Source organism: Agromyces sp. C10 (assembly GCF_023217995.1).
Lineage (GTDB): Bacteria > Actinomycetota > Actinomycetes > Actinomycetales > Microbacteriaceae > Agromyces > Agromyces indicus.
On record NZ_JALPSX010000010.1, the window covers coordinates 121,731 to 136,379 of the forward strand.

17 protein-coding genes, 2 tRNA genes and 1 riboswitch are annotated in these 14,649 nt (G+C 73.0%); of the genes, 11 read left to right on the plus strand and 8 right to left on the minus strand.

Annotated features, from left to right (window positions below; genetic code table 11):
* Nucleotides 1–21 precede the first annotated feature (21 nt).
* The 7 genes from M1L56_RS12585 to M1L56_RS12615 all read left to right on the plus strand — a co-directional run bounded on the left by M1L56_RS12585 (nucleotide 22) and on the right by M1L56_RS12615 (nucleotide 5,776).
* Nucleotides 22–1,329, plus strand: coding sequence for a DNA polymerase IV (locus M1L56_RS12585; RefSeq protein ID WP_082847328.1), 1,308 nt, complete (start codon nucleotides 22–24; stop codon nucleotides 1,327–1,329).
* A 65-nt stretch (nucleotides 1,330–1,394) separates the two neighbouring features.
* The gene (locus M1L56_RS12590) at nucleotides 1,395–1,727 is read left to right on the plus strand and encodes a hypothetical protein (protein ID WP_248599499.1); all 333 of its coding nucleotides are present in this window, start codon (nucleotides 1,395–1,397) and stop codon (nucleotides 1,725–1,727) included.
* 51 nt (nucleotides 1,728–1,778) lie between these two features.
* Nucleotides 1,779–1,889, plus strand: a riboswitch (TPP riboswitch).
* Between the two features lie 36 nt (nucleotides 1,890–1,925).
* Nucleotides 1,926–2,600, plus strand: a complete 675-nt coding sequence (locus M1L56_RS12595) for an ECF transporter S component (RefSeq protein WP_308198872.1) — start codon at nucleotides 1,926–1,928, stop codon at nucleotides 2,598–2,600.
* A 3-nt stretch (nucleotides 2,601–2,603) separates the two neighbouring features.
* Entirely contained in the window at nucleotides 2,604–4,094 is a 1,491-nt protein-coding gene (locus M1L56_RS12600; RefSeq protein ID WP_248599500.1) for an ATP-binding cassette domain-containing protein, read from the plus strand.
* Nucleotides 4,091–4,888, plus strand: a complete 798-nt coding sequence (locus tag M1L56_RS12605; protein WP_248599501.1) for an energy-coupling factor transporter transmembrane protein EcfT — start codon at nucleotides 4,091–4,093, stop codon at nucleotides 4,886–4,888. Before M1L56_RS12600 ends, M1L56_RS12605 begins: the two co-directional genes overlap by 4 nt.
* 14 nt (nucleotides 4,889–4,902) lie before the next feature.
* Nucleotides 4,903–5,454, plus strand: coding sequence for a hypothetical protein (locus M1L56_RS12610; RefSeq protein WP_248599502.1), 552 nt, complete (start codon nucleotides 4,903–4,905; stop codon nucleotides 5,452–5,454).
* Nucleotides 5,455–5,521: 67 nt separating this feature from the next.
* A complete protein-coding gene (locus M1L56_RS12615) occupies nucleotides 5,522–5,776 on the plus strand; it encodes a hypothetical protein (RefSeq protein WP_067950449.1) in 255 nt (84 codons plus the stop codon).
* A gap of 12 nt (nucleotides 5,777–5,788) precedes the next feature.
* On the opposite strand, the gene M1L56_RS12620 is transcribed toward M1L56_RS12615, so the two are convergent.
* The 4 genes from M1L56_RS12620 to orn form a co-directional block, all read right to left on the minus strand.
* Nucleotides 5,789–7,024: a hypothetical protein gene (locus tag M1L56_RS12620; protein WP_248599503.1), complete on the minus strand. Its 1,236-nt coding sequence runs from the start codon at nucleotides 7,022–7,024 to the stop codon at nucleotides 5,789–5,791.
* A 25-nt stretch (nucleotides 7,025–7,049) separates the two neighbouring features.
* Nucleotides 7,050–7,397 (minus strand): metallopeptidase family protein, encoded by a 348-nt coding sequence (locus M1L56_RS12625; RefSeq protein WP_067950446.1) that lies wholly within the window; start codon nucleotides 7,395–7,397, stop codon nucleotides 7,050–7,052.
* A gap of 23 nt (nucleotides 7,398–7,420) precedes the next feature.
* A tRNA-His gene (locus M1L56_RS12630) sits at nucleotides 7,421–7,496 on the minus strand.
* Nucleotides 7,497–7,534: 38 nt separating this feature from the next.
* Entirely contained in the window at nucleotides 7,535–8,209 is a 675-nt protein-coding gene (orn, locus tag M1L56_RS12635) for an oligoribonuclease (protein ID WP_248599504.1), read from the minus strand.
* A 110-nt stretch (nucleotides 8,210–8,319) separates the two neighbouring features.
* Here orn and M1L56_RS12640 point away from each other — a divergent pair.
* A tRNA-Arg gene (locus M1L56_RS12640) sits at nucleotides 8,320–8,392 on the plus strand.
* On the opposite strand, the gene M1L56_RS12645 is transcribed toward M1L56_RS12640, so the two are convergent.
* Complete coding sequence (locus M1L56_RS12645; protein WP_308198875.1) at nucleotides 8,354–9,559, minus strand: cation:proton antiporter; 1,206 nt, start codon at nucleotides 9,557–9,559, stop codon at nucleotides 8,354–8,356. The two genes, M1L56_RS12640 and M1L56_RS12645, sit on opposite strands and share 39 nt — an antisense overlap.
* Before the next feature lie 109 nt (nucleotides 9,560–9,668).
* Between M1L56_RS12645 and nadE the strand changes: the two genes are divergently transcribed.
* Nucleotides 9,669–10,496: an ammonia-dependent NAD(+) synthetase gene (nadE, locus tag M1L56_RS12650; protein WP_248599505.1), complete on the plus strand. Its 828-nt coding sequence runs from the start codon at nucleotides 9,669–9,671 to the stop codon at nucleotides 10,494–10,496.
* Between the two features lie 12 nt (nucleotides 10,497–10,508).
* Here nadE and M1L56_RS12655 read toward each other — a convergent pair whose 3' ends face one another.
* Genes M1L56_RS12655 through M1L56_RS12665 form a run of 3 tightly spaced genes read right to left on the minus strand, consistent with a single transcriptional unit; the run spans nucleotide 10,509 to nucleotide 13,296 of the window.
* Nucleotides 10,509–11,210, minus strand: coding sequence for a hypothetical protein (locus tag M1L56_RS12655; protein ID WP_067950440.1), 702 nt, complete (start codon nucleotides 11,208–11,210; stop codon nucleotides 10,509–10,511).
* A 54-nt stretch (nucleotides 11,211–11,264) separates the two neighbouring features.
* Nucleotides 11,265–12,287: a DMT family transporter gene (locus M1L56_RS12660; RefSeq protein ID WP_067950438.1), complete on the minus strand. Its 1,023-nt coding sequence runs from the start codon at nucleotides 12,285–12,287 to the stop codon at nucleotides 11,265–11,267.
* 1 nt (nucleotide 12,288) lies between these two features.
* Entirely contained in the window at nucleotides 12,289–13,296 is a 1,008-nt protein-coding gene (locus M1L56_RS12665; RefSeq protein ID WP_248599506.1) for an aldo/keto reductase, read from the minus strand.
* A 17-nt stretch (nucleotides 13,297–13,313) separates the two neighbouring features.
* Between M1L56_RS12665 and msrA the strand changes: the two genes are divergently transcribed.
* Nucleotides 13,314–13,838, plus strand: coding sequence for a peptide-methionine (S)-S-oxide reductase MsrA (gene msrA, locus M1L56_RS12670; RefSeq protein WP_248599507.1), 525 nt, complete (start codon nucleotides 13,314–13,316; stop codon nucleotides 13,836–13,838).
* A 178-nt stretch (nucleotides 13,839–14,016) separates the two neighbouring features.
* On the plus strand, nucleotides 14,017–14,610 hold the full coding sequence (locus M1L56_RS12675; protein ID WP_248599508.1) for a single-stranded DNA-binding protein: 594 nt from the start codon (nucleotides 14,017–14,019) through the stop codon (nucleotides 14,608–14,610).
* Nucleotides 14,611–14,649: the final 39 nt, after the last annotated feature.

Below are 14,649 nucleotides of genomic sequence, written 5' to 3' on the forward strand. Positions count from 1 at the left end.
GGCGGGCGCTAGGGTCGCAGCATGAGCAAGCAGGACGGCTCGTCGCGGCAGGTCACCACCGGGCCCGTCGACGACTCGGCGACGCCGATCCTGCACGTCGACATGGACGCGTTCTTCGTGTCCGTCGAACTGCTCCGCCGACCGGAGCTGCGCGGCCGACCGGTGCTCGTCGGCGGCACGGCGGGCCGCGGGGTGGTCGCGGCCGCGAGCTACGAGGCGCGGCGGTACGGCGTGAACTCCGCGATGCCGATGTCGGTGGCCCTGCAGCGCTGCCCGAACGCGGTCGTGCTGCGCGGCGACTACGCCCGGTACGCCGAGTACTCCGAGCGGGTCATGACGATCTTCCGCGAGCTCACGCCGCTCGTCGAGCCGCTGTCGATCGACGAGGCGTTCCTCGACGTGTCGGGCGCGCGGCGTCTCCACGGCACGCCGGCCGAGATCGCCTGGACCATCCGCCGGCGCGTGCGCGACGAGACGGGCCTCACCTGCTCGGTGGGCGTCGCCGCGAGCAAGTACGTCGCGAAGGTCGCGTCCAGTCGCGCCAAGCCCGACGGGATGCTCGTCGTGCCCGCCGCCGAGACGACCGCGTTCCTGCACCCCCTTCCCGTCTCCGCGCTGTGGGGCGTGGGTCGCGTGACCGAGCAGTCCCTCCTCAAGCTCGGCCTGCGCACGGTGGGCGACGTGGCCGAGATGCCCGTCGACGCCCTCGAGCGCGCCGTGGGTCCGGCGCTCGCCGCCCGCCTCACCCGGCTGGCGAACGGGGTCGACCCGCGCGACGTCGAGACCCGGCGCGTCGAGAAGAGCATCGGGCACGAGACGACCTTCCACCACGACCTGGTCGACCGCGACGAGATCGCCCGCGAGCTGCTGCGCCTCGCGACCGACGTCGGCGTGCGCCTCCGACGCGCCGAGATGGTCGCCCGCACGGTGACCCTCAAGTTGCGCTACGGCGACTTCACGACCGTCACCCGGTCGCGCACCCTCGCCGAGCCGACGGATGTCGCGCGGCGGATCTACGAGGAGGCGCTCGTGCCGCTCGCCGACCTGGTGGGCGACGGGCGCCGCGTGCGCCTCATCGGCGTCCGGGCCGAGCACCTGCGCCCGGCGGGCGGCGGAGCGCCGCTGTGGGATCCCGACGAGGAGTGGCGCGACGCGGAGCGCACCATCGACGAGGTCACGCGGAGGTTCGGTCGCGGTGCGGTGCGGCCCGCCGCCCTGGTGCGACGCGATGCGCCCGGGCCGCTCCCCACGGCCGGAGCCGGATGGGAGCGGGAGGAGACGGATCGCCCCGACGAACCGCTGCCGCCCGGAGCGCGCACGTTCTCGTGACGCCCCCGCCGCGCGGCATCCGTCAAGGCCTTTCGACGCCGACCGGGCCCGGGTAGCGTGACCGCATGGCTGATTTCGTGCTGGAACTCGCAGACAAGGTCGCCGGCGTCGGCGTCCGCACCTCGTACGCCGACAAGGTCCAGGTGGGCGGCACCGAGATCGTGCCCGTCGCGCTGGGCGCGTACGGCTTCGGCGGCGGTGCCGGGAAGGACGACGAGCAGGGCGAGGGCTCGGGCGGCGGTGGCGGCGGCTGGTCCGTGCCGCTCGGCGCCTACATCAGTCGCGGCGGCGACGTCCGGTTCGAGCCGAACGTGCTCGGGCTGCTCATCGTCGCCATCCCGCTCGTCGCGGCGACGGGCAAGGCGCTGAAGATCATCATTCGCGCACTGAAGCGGTAGGCGCCGTCGGCGCCCGCGCCGTGCTCGCCTCGGGCGGCGCGGCGTATACTCGTGGTCGAACACGGGAGTCCGGTGAGCCGGGCTGAGAGGAAGGTTCTCAACCTTCGACCGTCGAACCTGATCTGGGTCATGCCAGCGCAGGGAGGGCAGAGATTCTCATCTCCCGTGCCGCTTTCCACGAGACGAAAGGGCACGACAGTGCACGAGACATCCATCGGAACCGAGGCCGACGACCGCGCGAACACCGCAGCGGACGGCCGGGCGAACGGCATCACGGGCGGCAACGGCCGCCGGACCCGCTGGCGGGTGGTCGACATCGTCGTCGCGAGCGTCATCGGCGTCGCGACCGGCCTGGTCTTCCTCATCTGGAACAACGTCGGGTATGCGTGGTTCAGCGCCGCCGACGCGCTCACGCCGGGGCTCGGCGGCATCGCCGTCGGCATCTGGCTCATCGGCGGCGTGCTCGGCGGGCTCATCATCCGCAAGCCCGGCGCGGCGCTCTACGTCGAACTGCTCGCGGCCATGGTCTCGGCGCTCATCGGCAACCAGTGGGGCATCGAGACGCTCTACTCCGGTCTCGCGCAGGGACTCGGCGCCGAGCTCGTCTTCCTCGCCGTCGGGTACCGCCGGTTCGGCGTGGTCACCGCGATGCTCGCCGGCGCCGCAGCGGGCGTCGGAGCCTGGGTGCTCGAGCTGTTCACCTCCGGCAACCTCCAGAAGTCCGCGGAGTTCCTGGCCCTGTACCTCGGCACGCTCGTCGTCTCCGGCGCGCTCCTCGCCGGCCTCCTCGGCTGGCTCGTCGTCCGCGCGCTCGCCGCAACCGGGGCACTCAACCGGTTCGGCGCCGGACGGGACGTCACGGGACGGGTCTGACGCGTGCACCACGCTGATGCCGTCGGTCCTGCCCGGGTGGATGCCGCCGGGTGGGGCTGGCGCCACGCGGGCCGCCGTCGACCGGCGCTCGACGGATTCGACCTCCGGATCCATCCGGGCGAGCGCGTGCTGCTCCTGGGACCGTCCGGCTCGGGCAAGTCGACCCTGCTGCACGCGCTGGCGGGCGTCCTCGGCGGCGACGACGAGGGCGAGCAGTGGGGCGAGCTGCGCGTCGACGGGCGTCCGGCACCCGACGCACGCGGCCGGGCGGGGCTCGTGCTGCAGGATCCCGATTCCCAGGTGATCCTCGCCCGCGTCGGCGACGACGTCGCGTTCGGGTGCGAGAACCTCGGCGTTCCGCGCGACGAGATCTGGCGGCGCGTGGCGGACGCGCTCGAGGCGGTCGGGCTCGAGCTCCCGCTCGACCACCCGACGTCGCGGCTGTCCGGGGGGCAGAAGCAGCGGCTGGCGCTGGCCGGCGCCCTCGCGATGCGCCCGGGCCTGCTGCTGCTCGACGAGCCCACCGCGAACCTCGACCCGCAGGGCGTCGCGGAGGTGCGCGAGGCGGTCGGCCGCGTCCTCGACCGCACGGGAGCCACGCTCGTCGTCGTGGAGCACCGCGTCGAGGTCTGGCTCGGCCTGATCGATCGCGTGGTCGTGCTCGACCGCGAGGGGCGGATGATCGCGGACGGCGACCCCGGTGAGGTCCTCGAGGCGCGGGGGGCCGAGCTCGCGGCGGCGGGCGTGTGGGTCCCCGGCATCCCCCTCGAGGTACCCGAGGCGACGGATGCCGCGGCCGGTGCCACGGCCCCGATCCTCTCCGCGGACGAGCTGGCCATCGGCCGCCCGCGCACGCCGGTGCTCCACACCGGACTCCGGTTCGGCCTGCCCGCGGGCTCCTCGACGGTCCTCACCGGACCGAACGGGGTCGGCAAGTCGACGCTCGCGCTGACGATGGGCGGCCTCCTCGCGCCGCGCGGGGGAACCGTCACCGCCGCGCCCCCGCTCGCGCGCGGCCTGGGCGAGGCGCCGGTGCGCTGGCGCTCACGCGACCTCCTGACCCGCATCGGCACGGTCTTCCAGGAGCCCGAGCACCAGTTCGTCGCGGCGACCGTGCGCGACGAGCTCGCCGTGGGGCTCCGCGCGCTGGGGCTGCCGGACGCGGAGGCCCGGGCGCGCGTCGACGAGGTCATGCAGCGGCTCCGCCTCGACCATCTCGCGGCGGCCAATCCGTTCACGCTCTCCGGCGGCGAGGCACGGCGGCTCTCGGTGGGCGCGGTGCTCGCCACGCGGCCGGACGTCATCATCCTCGACGAGCCCACCTTCGGGCAGGACCGGTTGGGTTGGGTCGAACTGGTCCGGCTGCTGCACGAGCTGGTCGAGGGCGGCACCACGCTCCTGTCGGTCACCCACGACGCCGCGTTCCGGGCCGCGCTCGGCACGCACCGCGTCGACCTGCTGCCGGCGCGGCAGCCCGTCGGGAGCCGGCGATGAGCGCGCTCGAGGCGGCACCCGCCCGGCCAGTGCCCAGGCTGCGGTTCATCGACCGGACCAACCCGGCGACGCGCCTCGCCGCGGCGATGGTGCTCACCACGCCGCTGCTCGTGACGGTGGACTGGGTGAGCGCGGCGATCGCGCTCCTCATCGAGATCGTGCTGTTCGCCGCCGCCGGCGTCACGCCGGCCGTGCTCCTGCGGCGCACGTGGCCGATCCTGCTCGCGGCGCCCGTGGCGGGAGTCAGCATGCTGCTGTACGGACGACCCACGGGAACGGTCTACTGGGAGTTCTGGCTCGCCCGCATCACCGACGGATCCATCGAGCTGGCGATCGCCGTGTCGGTCCGCGTCCTGGCGATCGGCCTGCCCGCCGCGCTCCTGTTCCTCCGCGTCGACCCGACCGACCTCGCCGATGGGCTCGCGCAGGTCTGGCGGCTGCCGGCGCGGTTCGTGCTCGGCGCGCTCGCCGCGACCCGGCTGGTCGGCCTGTTCATCGACGACTGGCGGGCGATGGCGCTCTCGCGGCGCGCCCGCGGCATCGGCGACCACGGGGCCGTCCGCCGCGCGGCCACCATGGCGTTCGCCCTGCTCGTCCTCGCCATCCGTCGGGGGTCCAAGCTCGCCACGGCCATGGAGGCCCGCGGCTTCGGCGCCGACCGTCCCCGCACGTGGGCGCGCCCGTCGCGCGTCGGCGCGCGTGACGTCCTGCTCGTCGGCATCGCCGCGACCATCGCGGCCATCGCGATCGCCGGCTCGATCTGGGCGGGTGCCTTCCACCCGGTATGGACGTGAGGGTCGCGGGGCCGATGTCGCTCCGCCCGGGCGTCGAGGCGGTGCGGCGCGCCACGGCCGGGACGCGGCATCCGCTCGTGCTCGTCGACGGTCCGAGCGGCGCCGGCAAGACGACGTTCGCGGCCGCGCTCGCGCGAGCCTTGCCCGGCCGCCCGCCGCGCGTGGTGCGGGTCGACGAGGCGATCCCCGGATGGCGCGGGCTCCATCGAGGCGCCCTCGAGCTCGGCCGTTCCCTCCTGGCCCCGCACGCGCGGGGAGCCGCCGGCGTGGTGCACCGCTGGGACTGGCTCGAGGACCGGCCCGGCGTCGACCTGCGGATCCGGCCGGACGCCCCACTCATCATCGAGGGGTGCGGGGCGTTCGCGGCCGGCGGTGACCGCAGCGGCGCCGTCCGGGTCTGGCTCGCCGCGCCGTACCCGACGCGGCGGCGCCGAGCGCTCGACCGCGACCTCGGCGCATTCGACGCCCACTGGGACGCCTGGGAGGCGGACTGGCGCCGCCACGTGGGCCGGACGGGGCATCGCGCGGCGCAGGGCGCCCACGTGACCGTGCGCCTGGCCCCCTGAGCGCCGAGGCACCCGTCCACGCGCGCGCCGGGGTGACCGGACGCTCCTCGGCGACTACGGTGGGGGCATGGCAGACGCAGCGGCCGCGACCTACGTGGCGGAGTTCATCGACGGGCCCCTCGAGGGCGACTTCGAGCAGCGATCGCTCGTGCACGGCGAGCCGGAGCGGCGCGTCGGCATGGTCGCCGCGGTCGACGGCCTGGAGTCGCTGTTCTGGTACGACGCCGTCGACCAGCGCGAGGTGAACGGGCAGATCCGCGTCCGCTTCCGCTTCGACGCCGACGACTCGGACCCGGTCGAGCACGACGACGAGAACGACTGACGCCGAACCCGATCAGTCGGCGAGGAACGCCCCGACGATCACGCCGGGGTTGAGCAGCCGCCAGAGCGGACCCGGGTCGGAGATGGGCTCGTCCAGCTCGAGCACCGAGCTCAGGTCGCGGTCGCCGATCCGGACGGTCACCGAGCCGACCTCGCGCCCGGCCGGCGCGGTCGCGAACGGCGTCACCTCGACCGACGCGGACTCGGGCACGGCACCCCACGCGGCGTCGGTCCGGCCGGCCACGGCCACCAGGTCGGCCCGATCACCCCACGCCGCCACCGCCTCGCCGTACGATGCGCCCTGCGCGATGACCTCGATCGGCGTGGACGCGGCCCGCATCCCCCCCACGGCGGCGAGCACGGCCGGATCGAGGGTCTCGTAGGAGTCGACCCCGGTCATCGCGCCGACCATCCGCCGCGACGTCTCGCCGTCGAGCTCGCTCGTGAACACGAACGACAACAGCGCCTGGTCGGTGTAGCTGCGGCTGATCGACCGGATGCCCTCGCCGCCCAGGTGCGCCACCACGTCGGGAACGCGCCGATCCGTCGTGGTCGACGCGCCGTCGCCGCTCAGGAGCGGGCCGAGCGTGGGTTGCGCGAGGGTCAGGGCGGCCAGCCGCGTGAGTTCCGCAGCGGAACCCACGTTGTCGCCGGACAGGCCGGTCGCATCGGCGACGCGGAGCGTCTCGAACCCCTGCTCCTCGAGCCATCCGTTCGCCTCGGTCACGTAGTTGTCGAGGTTGCCGAACGCCCAACGCGCGAGCGTGTCGGCGTGGTTGTTGCTCGAAGCGAGCAGGACGGCCCGGACCACGTCCCGCTGGCTCCACGTCTCGCCCGGCGACACGGCGAGCGCGCGGGAGCCCTCGGCCGAGTACCGCAGGTAGTCGGTGTAGTCCTCGGGACCGATCCGGATGGCGGGCCCGCGCTCGCCCTCCTCGATCGGCAGTGCATCGAGCGTCGCCAGCACGGTCACGAGCTTCGCCGCGCCGCCGATCGGCGCCGCCCCCTCATCGCCCGAGGTCGCGACGAGTTCCGCCTGACCGTCGTCGGCGACGAGCGCGACGGCCGACGCGCCGGCGTCGAGCAGCGCCACGGGAGTCGTCTCGGGCAGGGCCGGCTGGGACGGCGCCGTGCGGATCTCGACGTCGGGGAGCGGGCCGAGGAGCATGGCGGGCGCGTAGACGCCGACCGCCAGGATCGCGAGCGTGCCGAGGGCGATGCCGACGCCGCGAGCGGGGGAGAGGCTCATGCGATTCAGGCTAACGCGGGCCCGCTCAGGCCCAGCCCAGCTCGTGCAGCCGGTCGTCGTCGATGCCGTAGAAATGGGCGATCTCGTGCACGAGGGTGACGTGGATCTCGTCGCGGAGCTGCTCCTCGTCATCGGCGACCGCGAGGAGCGCTTCGCGGTACAGCACGATGCGGTCGGGCATCTCGCCGAAGCCGTAACGGTCGCGCTCGGTCAGTGCCGTGCCCTCGTACAGGCCCAGCAGGTCGAGGGAGCCGTCCTCCGGCCGGTCCTCGACCACGAACACGACGTTGTCGAGTCCGTCGACCATGTCGTCGGGCAGGCGGTCGAGCTCGTCGACGACGAGCCGCTCGAAGGCCTCGGCGTCGAGGTGCACGGCGACTCCGTTCGGGAGGTACTTGGGGTGAGTAACGGGGCTTGAACCCGCGACCTCCTGGACCACAACCAGGCGCTCTACCGACTGAGCTATACCCACCATGTGCGACCGCGTGCCGCGGTTGCAACCATACGAGATTACACCACGTCGGGCGTGCTCGATGACACGTCGGCCGCCGACGGGGCGCCGACCGGGGTCGGCGACGTCGACTCGGCGACGACGTCGGCCGCGATGGCCTGCAGCTCCTGGCTGGACGGTCCGGGGTCGGCGACGAAGACGGCCCGACGGTAGTACTGCAGCTCGCGGATGGACTCGAGGATGTCGGCCAGGGCGCGGTGTCCGCCGTCCTTGGCCGGGGCATTGAAGTAGGCCCGCGGGTACCAGCGCTTGGCGAGTTCCTTGATCGAGGAGACATCGACGTTGCGGTAGTGCAGGTGCGCGTCGAGGCGCGGCATGAACTTGGCGATGAACGCCCGGTCGGTGCCGATCGAGTTGCCCGCCAGCGGGGCCTTCTGCTCATCGGGGATGTGCTTCAGGACGTACTCGAGGACCTCGTACTCCGCCTCGGCCACCGACACCCCGTTGGGGATCTCCTCGATCAGCCCCGAGTCGGTGTGCATGGCGCGGACGAAGTCGCCCATGCCCTCGAGGGCACTCGCATCGGGCCTGATCACGATGTCGAGTCCTGCGTCGACGGGGTTCAGGTCGTAGTCGGTGATGACCACCGCGATCTCGACGAGCTCGTCGACCTCGAGGTCGAGCCCGGTCATCTCGCAGTCGATCCAGACCAGTCGGTCGCTCGAGGATGCCATGCGGCGAGTCTACTGGCGCGCCCCGACAGGGCCCGCCCGGCCCGCGGACCGGTCGAGCGGCCGGGACCCCCGGGTCGCGGCGGCGGCCTGCGGTATCGTGGTGGCGATCGGCCCTCGTAGCTCAGCGGATAGAGCAGGAGCCTTCTAATCTCTTGGTCGCAGGTTCGATTCCTGCCGAGGGCGCCGCGGATTCCCCGTCCGCACCGTCAGTGCGATGAGCGGGTAGAGCAGCACCGACAGCAGTCCCGCGCCGACGAGCGCCGCGGCCATGCCGGAGTCGAGATCACCGGCATCCACCCCCAGCGCGGTCACAGCGACGATGATCGGCAGGCCAGTGGCGGCGAAGAAGCCCGTCGACACCCGCTCCCGGACCGTCGATCCCGGCGGCGCCAGCATGGCGGCCGGCAGCCCGCGCGTCACGAGCAGCAGGACCGTGAAGAGGGGGAGCAGCAGCAGTGTCCGGACATCGGAGACGAGCGCCGCGAGGTCGAAGGTGATGCCGGTGTTGATGAAGAAGACCGGGACCAGGAGCCCGAACCCGACCGCCTCGATCTTCGCCTCGGTGACCTCGGCCTCGCGGGCCGGCGCGCCCTGGAGCAGCAGCTTGCCGAGCACGCCGGCGGCGAACGCACCGAGCAGCATGTCGATCCCGAGGAAGATCGAGAGGGCGACCAGCGCGAGGAGGACGAACATCACGAGGCGCACGACGAACTGGCCGCTCGTGTGGAGGCTCGCCTCGATCGCCCGGTGCAGCCGGGCGCCGTCGCCGCGGGCCGCGAAGAACATGAGCACGCCCGCGATCACCGCGAAGGCCAAGAGCACGAGCGCCGAGTGCAGCGGCGAGCGGCCGCTGAGGAACAGCGAGATGGCCAGGAGCGGGCCGAACTCGCCGACGGCGCCGATGGCGAGGATCGACACGCCGAAGGGCGTCCGGAGGACGCCGGAATCGCGCAGGATCGGCAGGAGCGCCCCGAGCGCGGTCGACGCGAGCGCCACGCCGACGAAGACGGCGCCCGCGCCCGGGTCCACCAGGAAGCCGAGCGCGATGCCCGACGCGATCGACACCAGCCAGCCGACGCCCGCCCGCACGATCGGCGTGCCGCGGATGGCGCGGAAGTCGATCTCGCGGCCGGCGAGGTAGAACAGCATCGCCAGGCCGAAGTCCGCGAAGAGCGCGATGAAGTCGTCCTCCTGCACCCACCCGAGGACGGACGGTCCGAGGACCAGCCCGAGCAGGATCTCGAAGACGACGAGCGGGACCGCGATCCACCGCCCCACCGCGCGCGTGGCGAGCGGTGCCACGGCGGCGATGGCCGGAACCAGCACGAGGGTGGACAGGTCGACCTCCACGCGGAGCCCCCTTCGTCGCGTGCACGAATGCTATCGGGAACCGGACGCTCGCGGCCGGTTCCCAGCGCCGCGTCATCCGTTCGTCGCACGCGTGTCGTAGGGTCGTGGCATGCGCGACCTCCAGGCCCGGATCATCGAAGAACTGCATGTCGAGCCCGTGATCGACCCGGCCGACCAGGTGCGTCGGCGGGTCGAGTTCCTCAAGCGGTACCTCACCGCATCCCGGGCGAAGGGCCTCGTCCTCGGCATCAGCGGCGGCCAGGACTCGAGCCTCGCCGGTCGCCTGTGCCAGATCGCCGTCGACGAGCTCGCCGCCGAGGGGCGTCCCGCCCGGTTCGTGGCGGTGCGCCTGCCCTACGGCGTACAGCACGATGAGGATGACGCGCGGCTGGCGCTCGAGTTCATCCGGCCCGCCGAGGTCGTCGACTTCAACATCCGGGGCGGCGTCGACGGACTCGCCGCCGACTACGCCGACGCACTCGGCGTGCCCATCAGCGACTTCGGCAAGGGCAACGTGAAGGCGCGCATGCGCATGATCGCGCAGTATGCGGTGGCGGGGGAGGGCGGCCTGCTCGTGGTCGGCACCGATCACGCCGCCGAGGCCGTGACCGGGTTCTTCACGAAGTTCGGCGACGGCGGAGCCGACCTGCTCCCGCTGTCGGGTCTCACCAAGCGCCAGGGCCGGGCACTCATGCAGGAACTCGGCGCTCCCGAGCGCCTGTACACGAAGGTGCCCACGGCCGACCTGCTCGACCACGACCCGGGCCAGTCCGACGAGGCGAACCTCGGTATCCGCTACGCCGACATCGACGAGTTCCTCGAGGGCGGCGAGGTCGACGCTGCGGTCGCCGAGCTCATCGAGGCGCGGTTCCTCCAGACGCGGCACAAGCGCACCGAGCCGGTCACGCCGTTCGACGCGTGGTGGCAGGAGGCCTGACGAGCCGGTCCGTCAGCGGCGGGCGTCCGACTCCTCGACGCTCGACTCGCTCGCGGTCGACGAGGTGAGCGGCGCGGGGCCGGTGTCGGCATCCGCGGCGTCGTCGTAGGCCGCGGGTGCGATCGGCTGGTCGATGAGCGGCGACGGCACGTAGCGCTCGTGGTGCTGCTCGGCGACCCAGGAGTCCTGCTCGGCGATGACCGCCTGGGCGGGGTCGCTCCGCTGGGCTCGCCAGCGCTCCAGGTCGTTCCGGAAGTCTCGGCGGGTGCGCGAGGGGTGCCGCTGCCATTCGAGGAGGCGTTCCCGGAACTCGACCACGGCCGGGTCGAGCTGGTATCCGAACGTCGCCGAGGCGCGCTTGAGTTCGTGCAGCTGGTGGGAGGCCCAGTCGGCGGCCACGTCGGCGCCGCGGATGGGCAGGAGGCGCACCTGGATGTCGGCCTGCCCGACTGCCCGGTCCGAGAGCACCTGCTCCTGCGGGGTCAGCGAGTTCCAGACCGAGGCCTCGGTGGCGGCGTCGATGAGGGCGGCGACCGCGGCGTTGCGCAGTTCCCGGTCGCGCTGGCGCACGAGTCCGCGAACGGCGCGCCGGGCGATCCAGGCCGACAGGAGACCGGCCGCGACGACCGAGGCGAAGAGCACCGCGGCCGTGAACAGCCACGGACGGGCGGCGTCCGAGAGGAGCCAGGCGACGAAGTCATTCCACCACTGCATGAGCGCAGGCTAGCCCCGGCGGTGCTCGACGGGCGGCAGGCTGGGCGGCGTGCCTCAGCGTGCATCGGAGGGGGAGCCGGCACCTCGTGCGCCGGCTGCGTGCGCCGCTGCGCCGGTTTCCGGCTCGTCGTCCGGCATCGACGCCGCGAGGCGCTGGCTCGCGAGGTCGGCGTCCATCGCGGCATCCGGTCGCGCCGTCTGCGCGAGGATGATGGCGACCAGGACGACGCTCGCACCGGCGAGCTGGAACGGGTCGAGCGCCTGCCCGAGCCACACCCAGGCGAACGCGAAGGCGAACACCACCTCGGATGACGCGACGATGCCCACCGCGGTCGCGCTGAGCCGCCGCAGGGCGAGGAACGACAGCAGGAACGGGGCGAACGAGCCGAGGACCGCGTTCCACGCGACCACGAGCCACAACGGCACCGACACCGCCTCGAGCGCGCCGTCGAGCGAGGTCGTCGCGGCGAGGAGCGCCGGATCGAGCCGCCACCATCCGCTGAACATCGCCCAGAACAGGGTCGCGAAGCCCATCGACCAGAAGGCGACCGCCATCGGCGAGGTCGCGGCCACCTGCCGCTCGCCGACGAGGAAGTACACGGTGAGCGTCGCGGCCGCGGCGAGGCCGAACAGCACGCCGACCGGGTCGAGGTCCGCGCCGCCGGGCCGCGCGACGAGCGCGAGGCCCGCGAGGACGAGCGCGATCGCCACCCAGAGCCGACCCTTCACGCGTTCGCCGAAGAAGACGCGGGCGATGACCGCGACCGCGAGCACCGCGAGGTACTCGAGGAGCAGCGCGATGCCCACCGGGAGCAGCTTGATCGCCATCGCGTACGTCCACTGCAGGAGCGCGACGCCGGCCACGCCCAGTACGGCCATGACCGCGACCTGCCGGCGCGTGATCCGGAACGCGCCGCGATCGGTGAGCGCGAGCCACGCGCCGGCGATGAGGCAGACCGACAGCACGCGGATGAACGTGAGCTGCGCCGGGTCGATCCCCGCGTCGACGATCACGCGCGTGACGCTGCCGTTCAGGCCGAACAGCAGCGCCGCCGACAGCGCGTAGACGTAGCCCATCTCAGCCGAGCACGGTGCCGTGCGCGGCGTGCGGCTCGATCGCCGCGATCTCCTCGTCGGTGAGCGGCGCGGCGTCGAGCGCCGCCACGTTCTGCTCGAGCTGGGCGACGCTCGAGGCGCCGATGAGCGCGCTGGCCACCTGCGGCACGCGCAGCACCCACGAGAGCGCCAGCTGCGCGAGCGACTGGCCCCGTGCGGCGGCGACCTCGTTCAGGGCCCTCGCCCGTGCGAGGTAGTCCTCGCTGATGCGCTCGGCCGGCAGGAAGTGGCTCGTGGCCGCCCGAGAACCCGCGGGGACGTCGCCGCCGAGGTAGCGGTCGGTGAGCAGGCCCTGCGCGAGCGGCGAGAAGACGATCGCCGAGGCGCCGACCTCGTCGAGCGCGGGGAACAGCCCGTCCTCGATGGTGCGGTCGAACATCGAGTAGCGGGGCTGGTGGATCGTGAGCGGCACGCCCTCGGCGGCGAGCGCCGCGGCCGCGGCGCGGGTCTGCTCGGGGGAGTAGTTCGAGATGCCGGCGTAGAGGGCCTTGCCCTGTCGCACCGCGTGGGCGAGGGCGCCCATGGTCTCCTCGATCGGCGTCTCGGGGTCGGGCCGGTGCGAGTAGAAGACGTCGACGTAGTCGAGGCCGAGCCGGTCGAGGCTCTGGTCGAGCGAGGCCAGCAGGTACTTGCGGGACCCCCACTCGCCGTAGGGGCCGTCCCACATGAGGTAGCCGGCCTTCGACGAGACGATGAGTTCATCGCGGTAGGGCTTGAGGTCGGTGGCGAGCAGTCGGCCGAAGTTCTCCTCGGCGCTGCCGGCGGGCGGCCCGTAGTTGTTCGCCAGGTCGAAGTGGGTGATGCCGAGGTCGAACGCCCGCCGCACGATGGCCCGCTGGGTGTCGAGCGGACGGTCGTGGCCGAAGTTGTGCCAGAGGCCGAGCGACAGGGCGGGGAGCTTCAGCCCACTGCGGCCGATCCGGTTGTAGGTCATGCGGTCGTAGCGGTCCGCGGCGGCGACGAAGGTCATGCGGTTAGCCTATGGCGATGGAAAGCTTCGTTCTGGCCGGCGGCTGCTTCTGGTGCCTCGATGCCGTGTACCGCACGCTTCGCGGCGTGGACGACGTCGTCTCCGGGTACACCGGCGGTTCCCTGCCGAACCCCTCGTACGAACTGGTCTGCACGGGCGCCACGGGACACGCCGAGGCGGTGCGCGTCGAGTTCGACCCCGACGTCATCCCGCGCGAGGTGATCCTCGATGTGTTCTTCACCCTGCACGACCCCACGCAGCTGAACCGGCAGGGGGCGGATGTCGGCACGCAGTACCGCTCCGCGATGTTCTTCCAGGACGACGAGCAGCGCGCGCTGTTCGAGCAGGCGCGCGACCGCGCCGCCGACTGGTGGCCCGGTGACATCGTGACCACGATCGAACCGCTCGGGGAGTTCTTCCGTGCGGAGGAGTACCACCAGGACTTCTTCGCCAAGAACCCCGGGCAGGGTTACTGCCTGGCCGTCGCGCTGCCGAAGGTGAACAAGATCCGGCGCTCGTACGCCGACTACATCGTCGCCTGACCGCTCCTCCCCAGCCGCGTACCCGCGCCGCATCTGCACCCTTCGCCACGACGACCGATGGATGCCGCGCCGCGCGCGGCACGCTGTCGTCAGCGGCATCCGGGGTCGTTCCGGCACGAGGGCCCCGGATGCCGCGAGCCGCCGATCCGCGGCGGCGTCGACCGCAAGGAGCACCGACATGACCGACCTCGTCACCGTGACCGGGTTCGTGGGCAACGATCCGCGACACAACGTCACCGACGCCGGGCTGGCGATCACCAACTTCCGGCTGGCCTCCACCCGCCGGTACTTCGACCGGGCCAAGGGCGAATGGGCCGACGGCGAGACCAACTGGTACTCGGTGGGCGCGTTCCGCCAGCTCGCCGTCAACGCCGCCGCCTCGGTCTCGAAGGGCGACCGCGTGATCGTCCATGGCCGGCTGCGCGTGCGGCCGTGGGAGACGGGCGAGAAGACCGGCACCGCGGTCGAGATCGATGCGGAATCCATCGGGCACGACCTGTCGTGGGGCCGCACGACGGTGACTCGGACGGCGGCCGGACGGTCCGCGGAGGCCGCATCGCCGGCGGCCCAGGAGACGTCGCCGTCGACGCCCGCCGATGCGTGGGCCCGTCCGGGGGCGACTCCGGGCTGGCCCGACAGCACGGAAGACCGGGTCGTCCCTCGGTCCGAACCGGACGTCGAGGGTCGGTCGACGGCGTCCGTCGCTGACGACGCCGCGGAGGACGGCGTCCTCGAGGAGCCGGAGACCGCGGCGGTGGGCGCGGCCGGCTGATCCGGCCGGCCCAGCCGCTCGGCCGCGCCGACGTGCGAC

Bases quoted from the DNA above. Each gene is read 5' to 3' on its own strand.
- nadE (WP_248599505.1), top strand. From the start codon at position 9,669: ATGCGCGACCTCCAGGCCCGGATCATCGAAGAACTGCATGTCGAGCCC.
- M1L56_RS12655 (WP_067950440.1), bottom strand. From the start codon at position 11,210: ATGCAGTGGTGGAATGACTTCGTCGCCTGGCTCCTCTCGGACGCCGCC.
- M1L56_RS12610 (WP_248599502.1), top strand. From the start codon at position 4,903: ATGTCGCTCCGCCCGGGCGTCGAGGCGGTGCGGCGCGCCACGGCCGGG.
- msrA (WP_248599507.1), top strand. From the start codon at position 13,314: ATGGAAAGCTTCGTTCTGGCCGGCGGCTGCTTCTGGTGCCTCGATGCC.
- M1L56_RS12615 (WP_067950449.1), top strand. From the start codon at position 5,522: ATGGCAGACGCAGCGGCCGCGACCTACGTGGCGGAGTTCATCGACGGG.
- M1L56_RS12605 (WP_248599501.1), top strand. From the start codon at position 4,091: ATGAGCGCGCTCGAGGCGGCACCCGCCCGGCCAGTGCCCAGGCTGCGG.
- M1L56_RS12660 (WP_067950438.1), bottom strand. From the start codon at position 12,287: ATGGGCTACGTCTACGCGCTGTCGGCGGCGCTGCTGTTCGGCCTGAAC.
- orn (WP_248599504.1), bottom strand. From the start codon at position 8,209: ATGGCATCCTCGAGCGACCGACTGGTCTGGATCGACTGCGAGATGACC.
- M1L56_RS12590 (WP_248599499.1), top strand. From the start codon at position 1,395: ATGGCTGATTTCGTGCTGGAACTCGCAGACAAGGTCGCCGGCGTCGGC.
- M1L56_RS12585 (WP_082847328.1), top strand. From the start codon at position 22: ATGAGCAAGCAGGACGGCTCGTCGCGGCAGGTCACCACCGGGCCCGTC.
- M1L56_RS12620 (WP_248599503.1), bottom strand. From the start codon at position 7,024: ATGAGCCTCTCCCCCGCTCGCGGCGTCGGCATCGCCCTCGGCACGCTC.
- M1L56_RS12675 (WP_248599508.1), top strand. From the start codon at position 14,017: ATGACCGACCTCGTCACCGTGACCGGGTTCGTGGGCAACGATCCGCGA.
- M1L56_RS12665 (WP_248599506.1), bottom strand. From the start codon at position 13,296: ATGACCTTCGTCGCCGCCGCGGACCGCTACGACCGCATGACCTACAAC.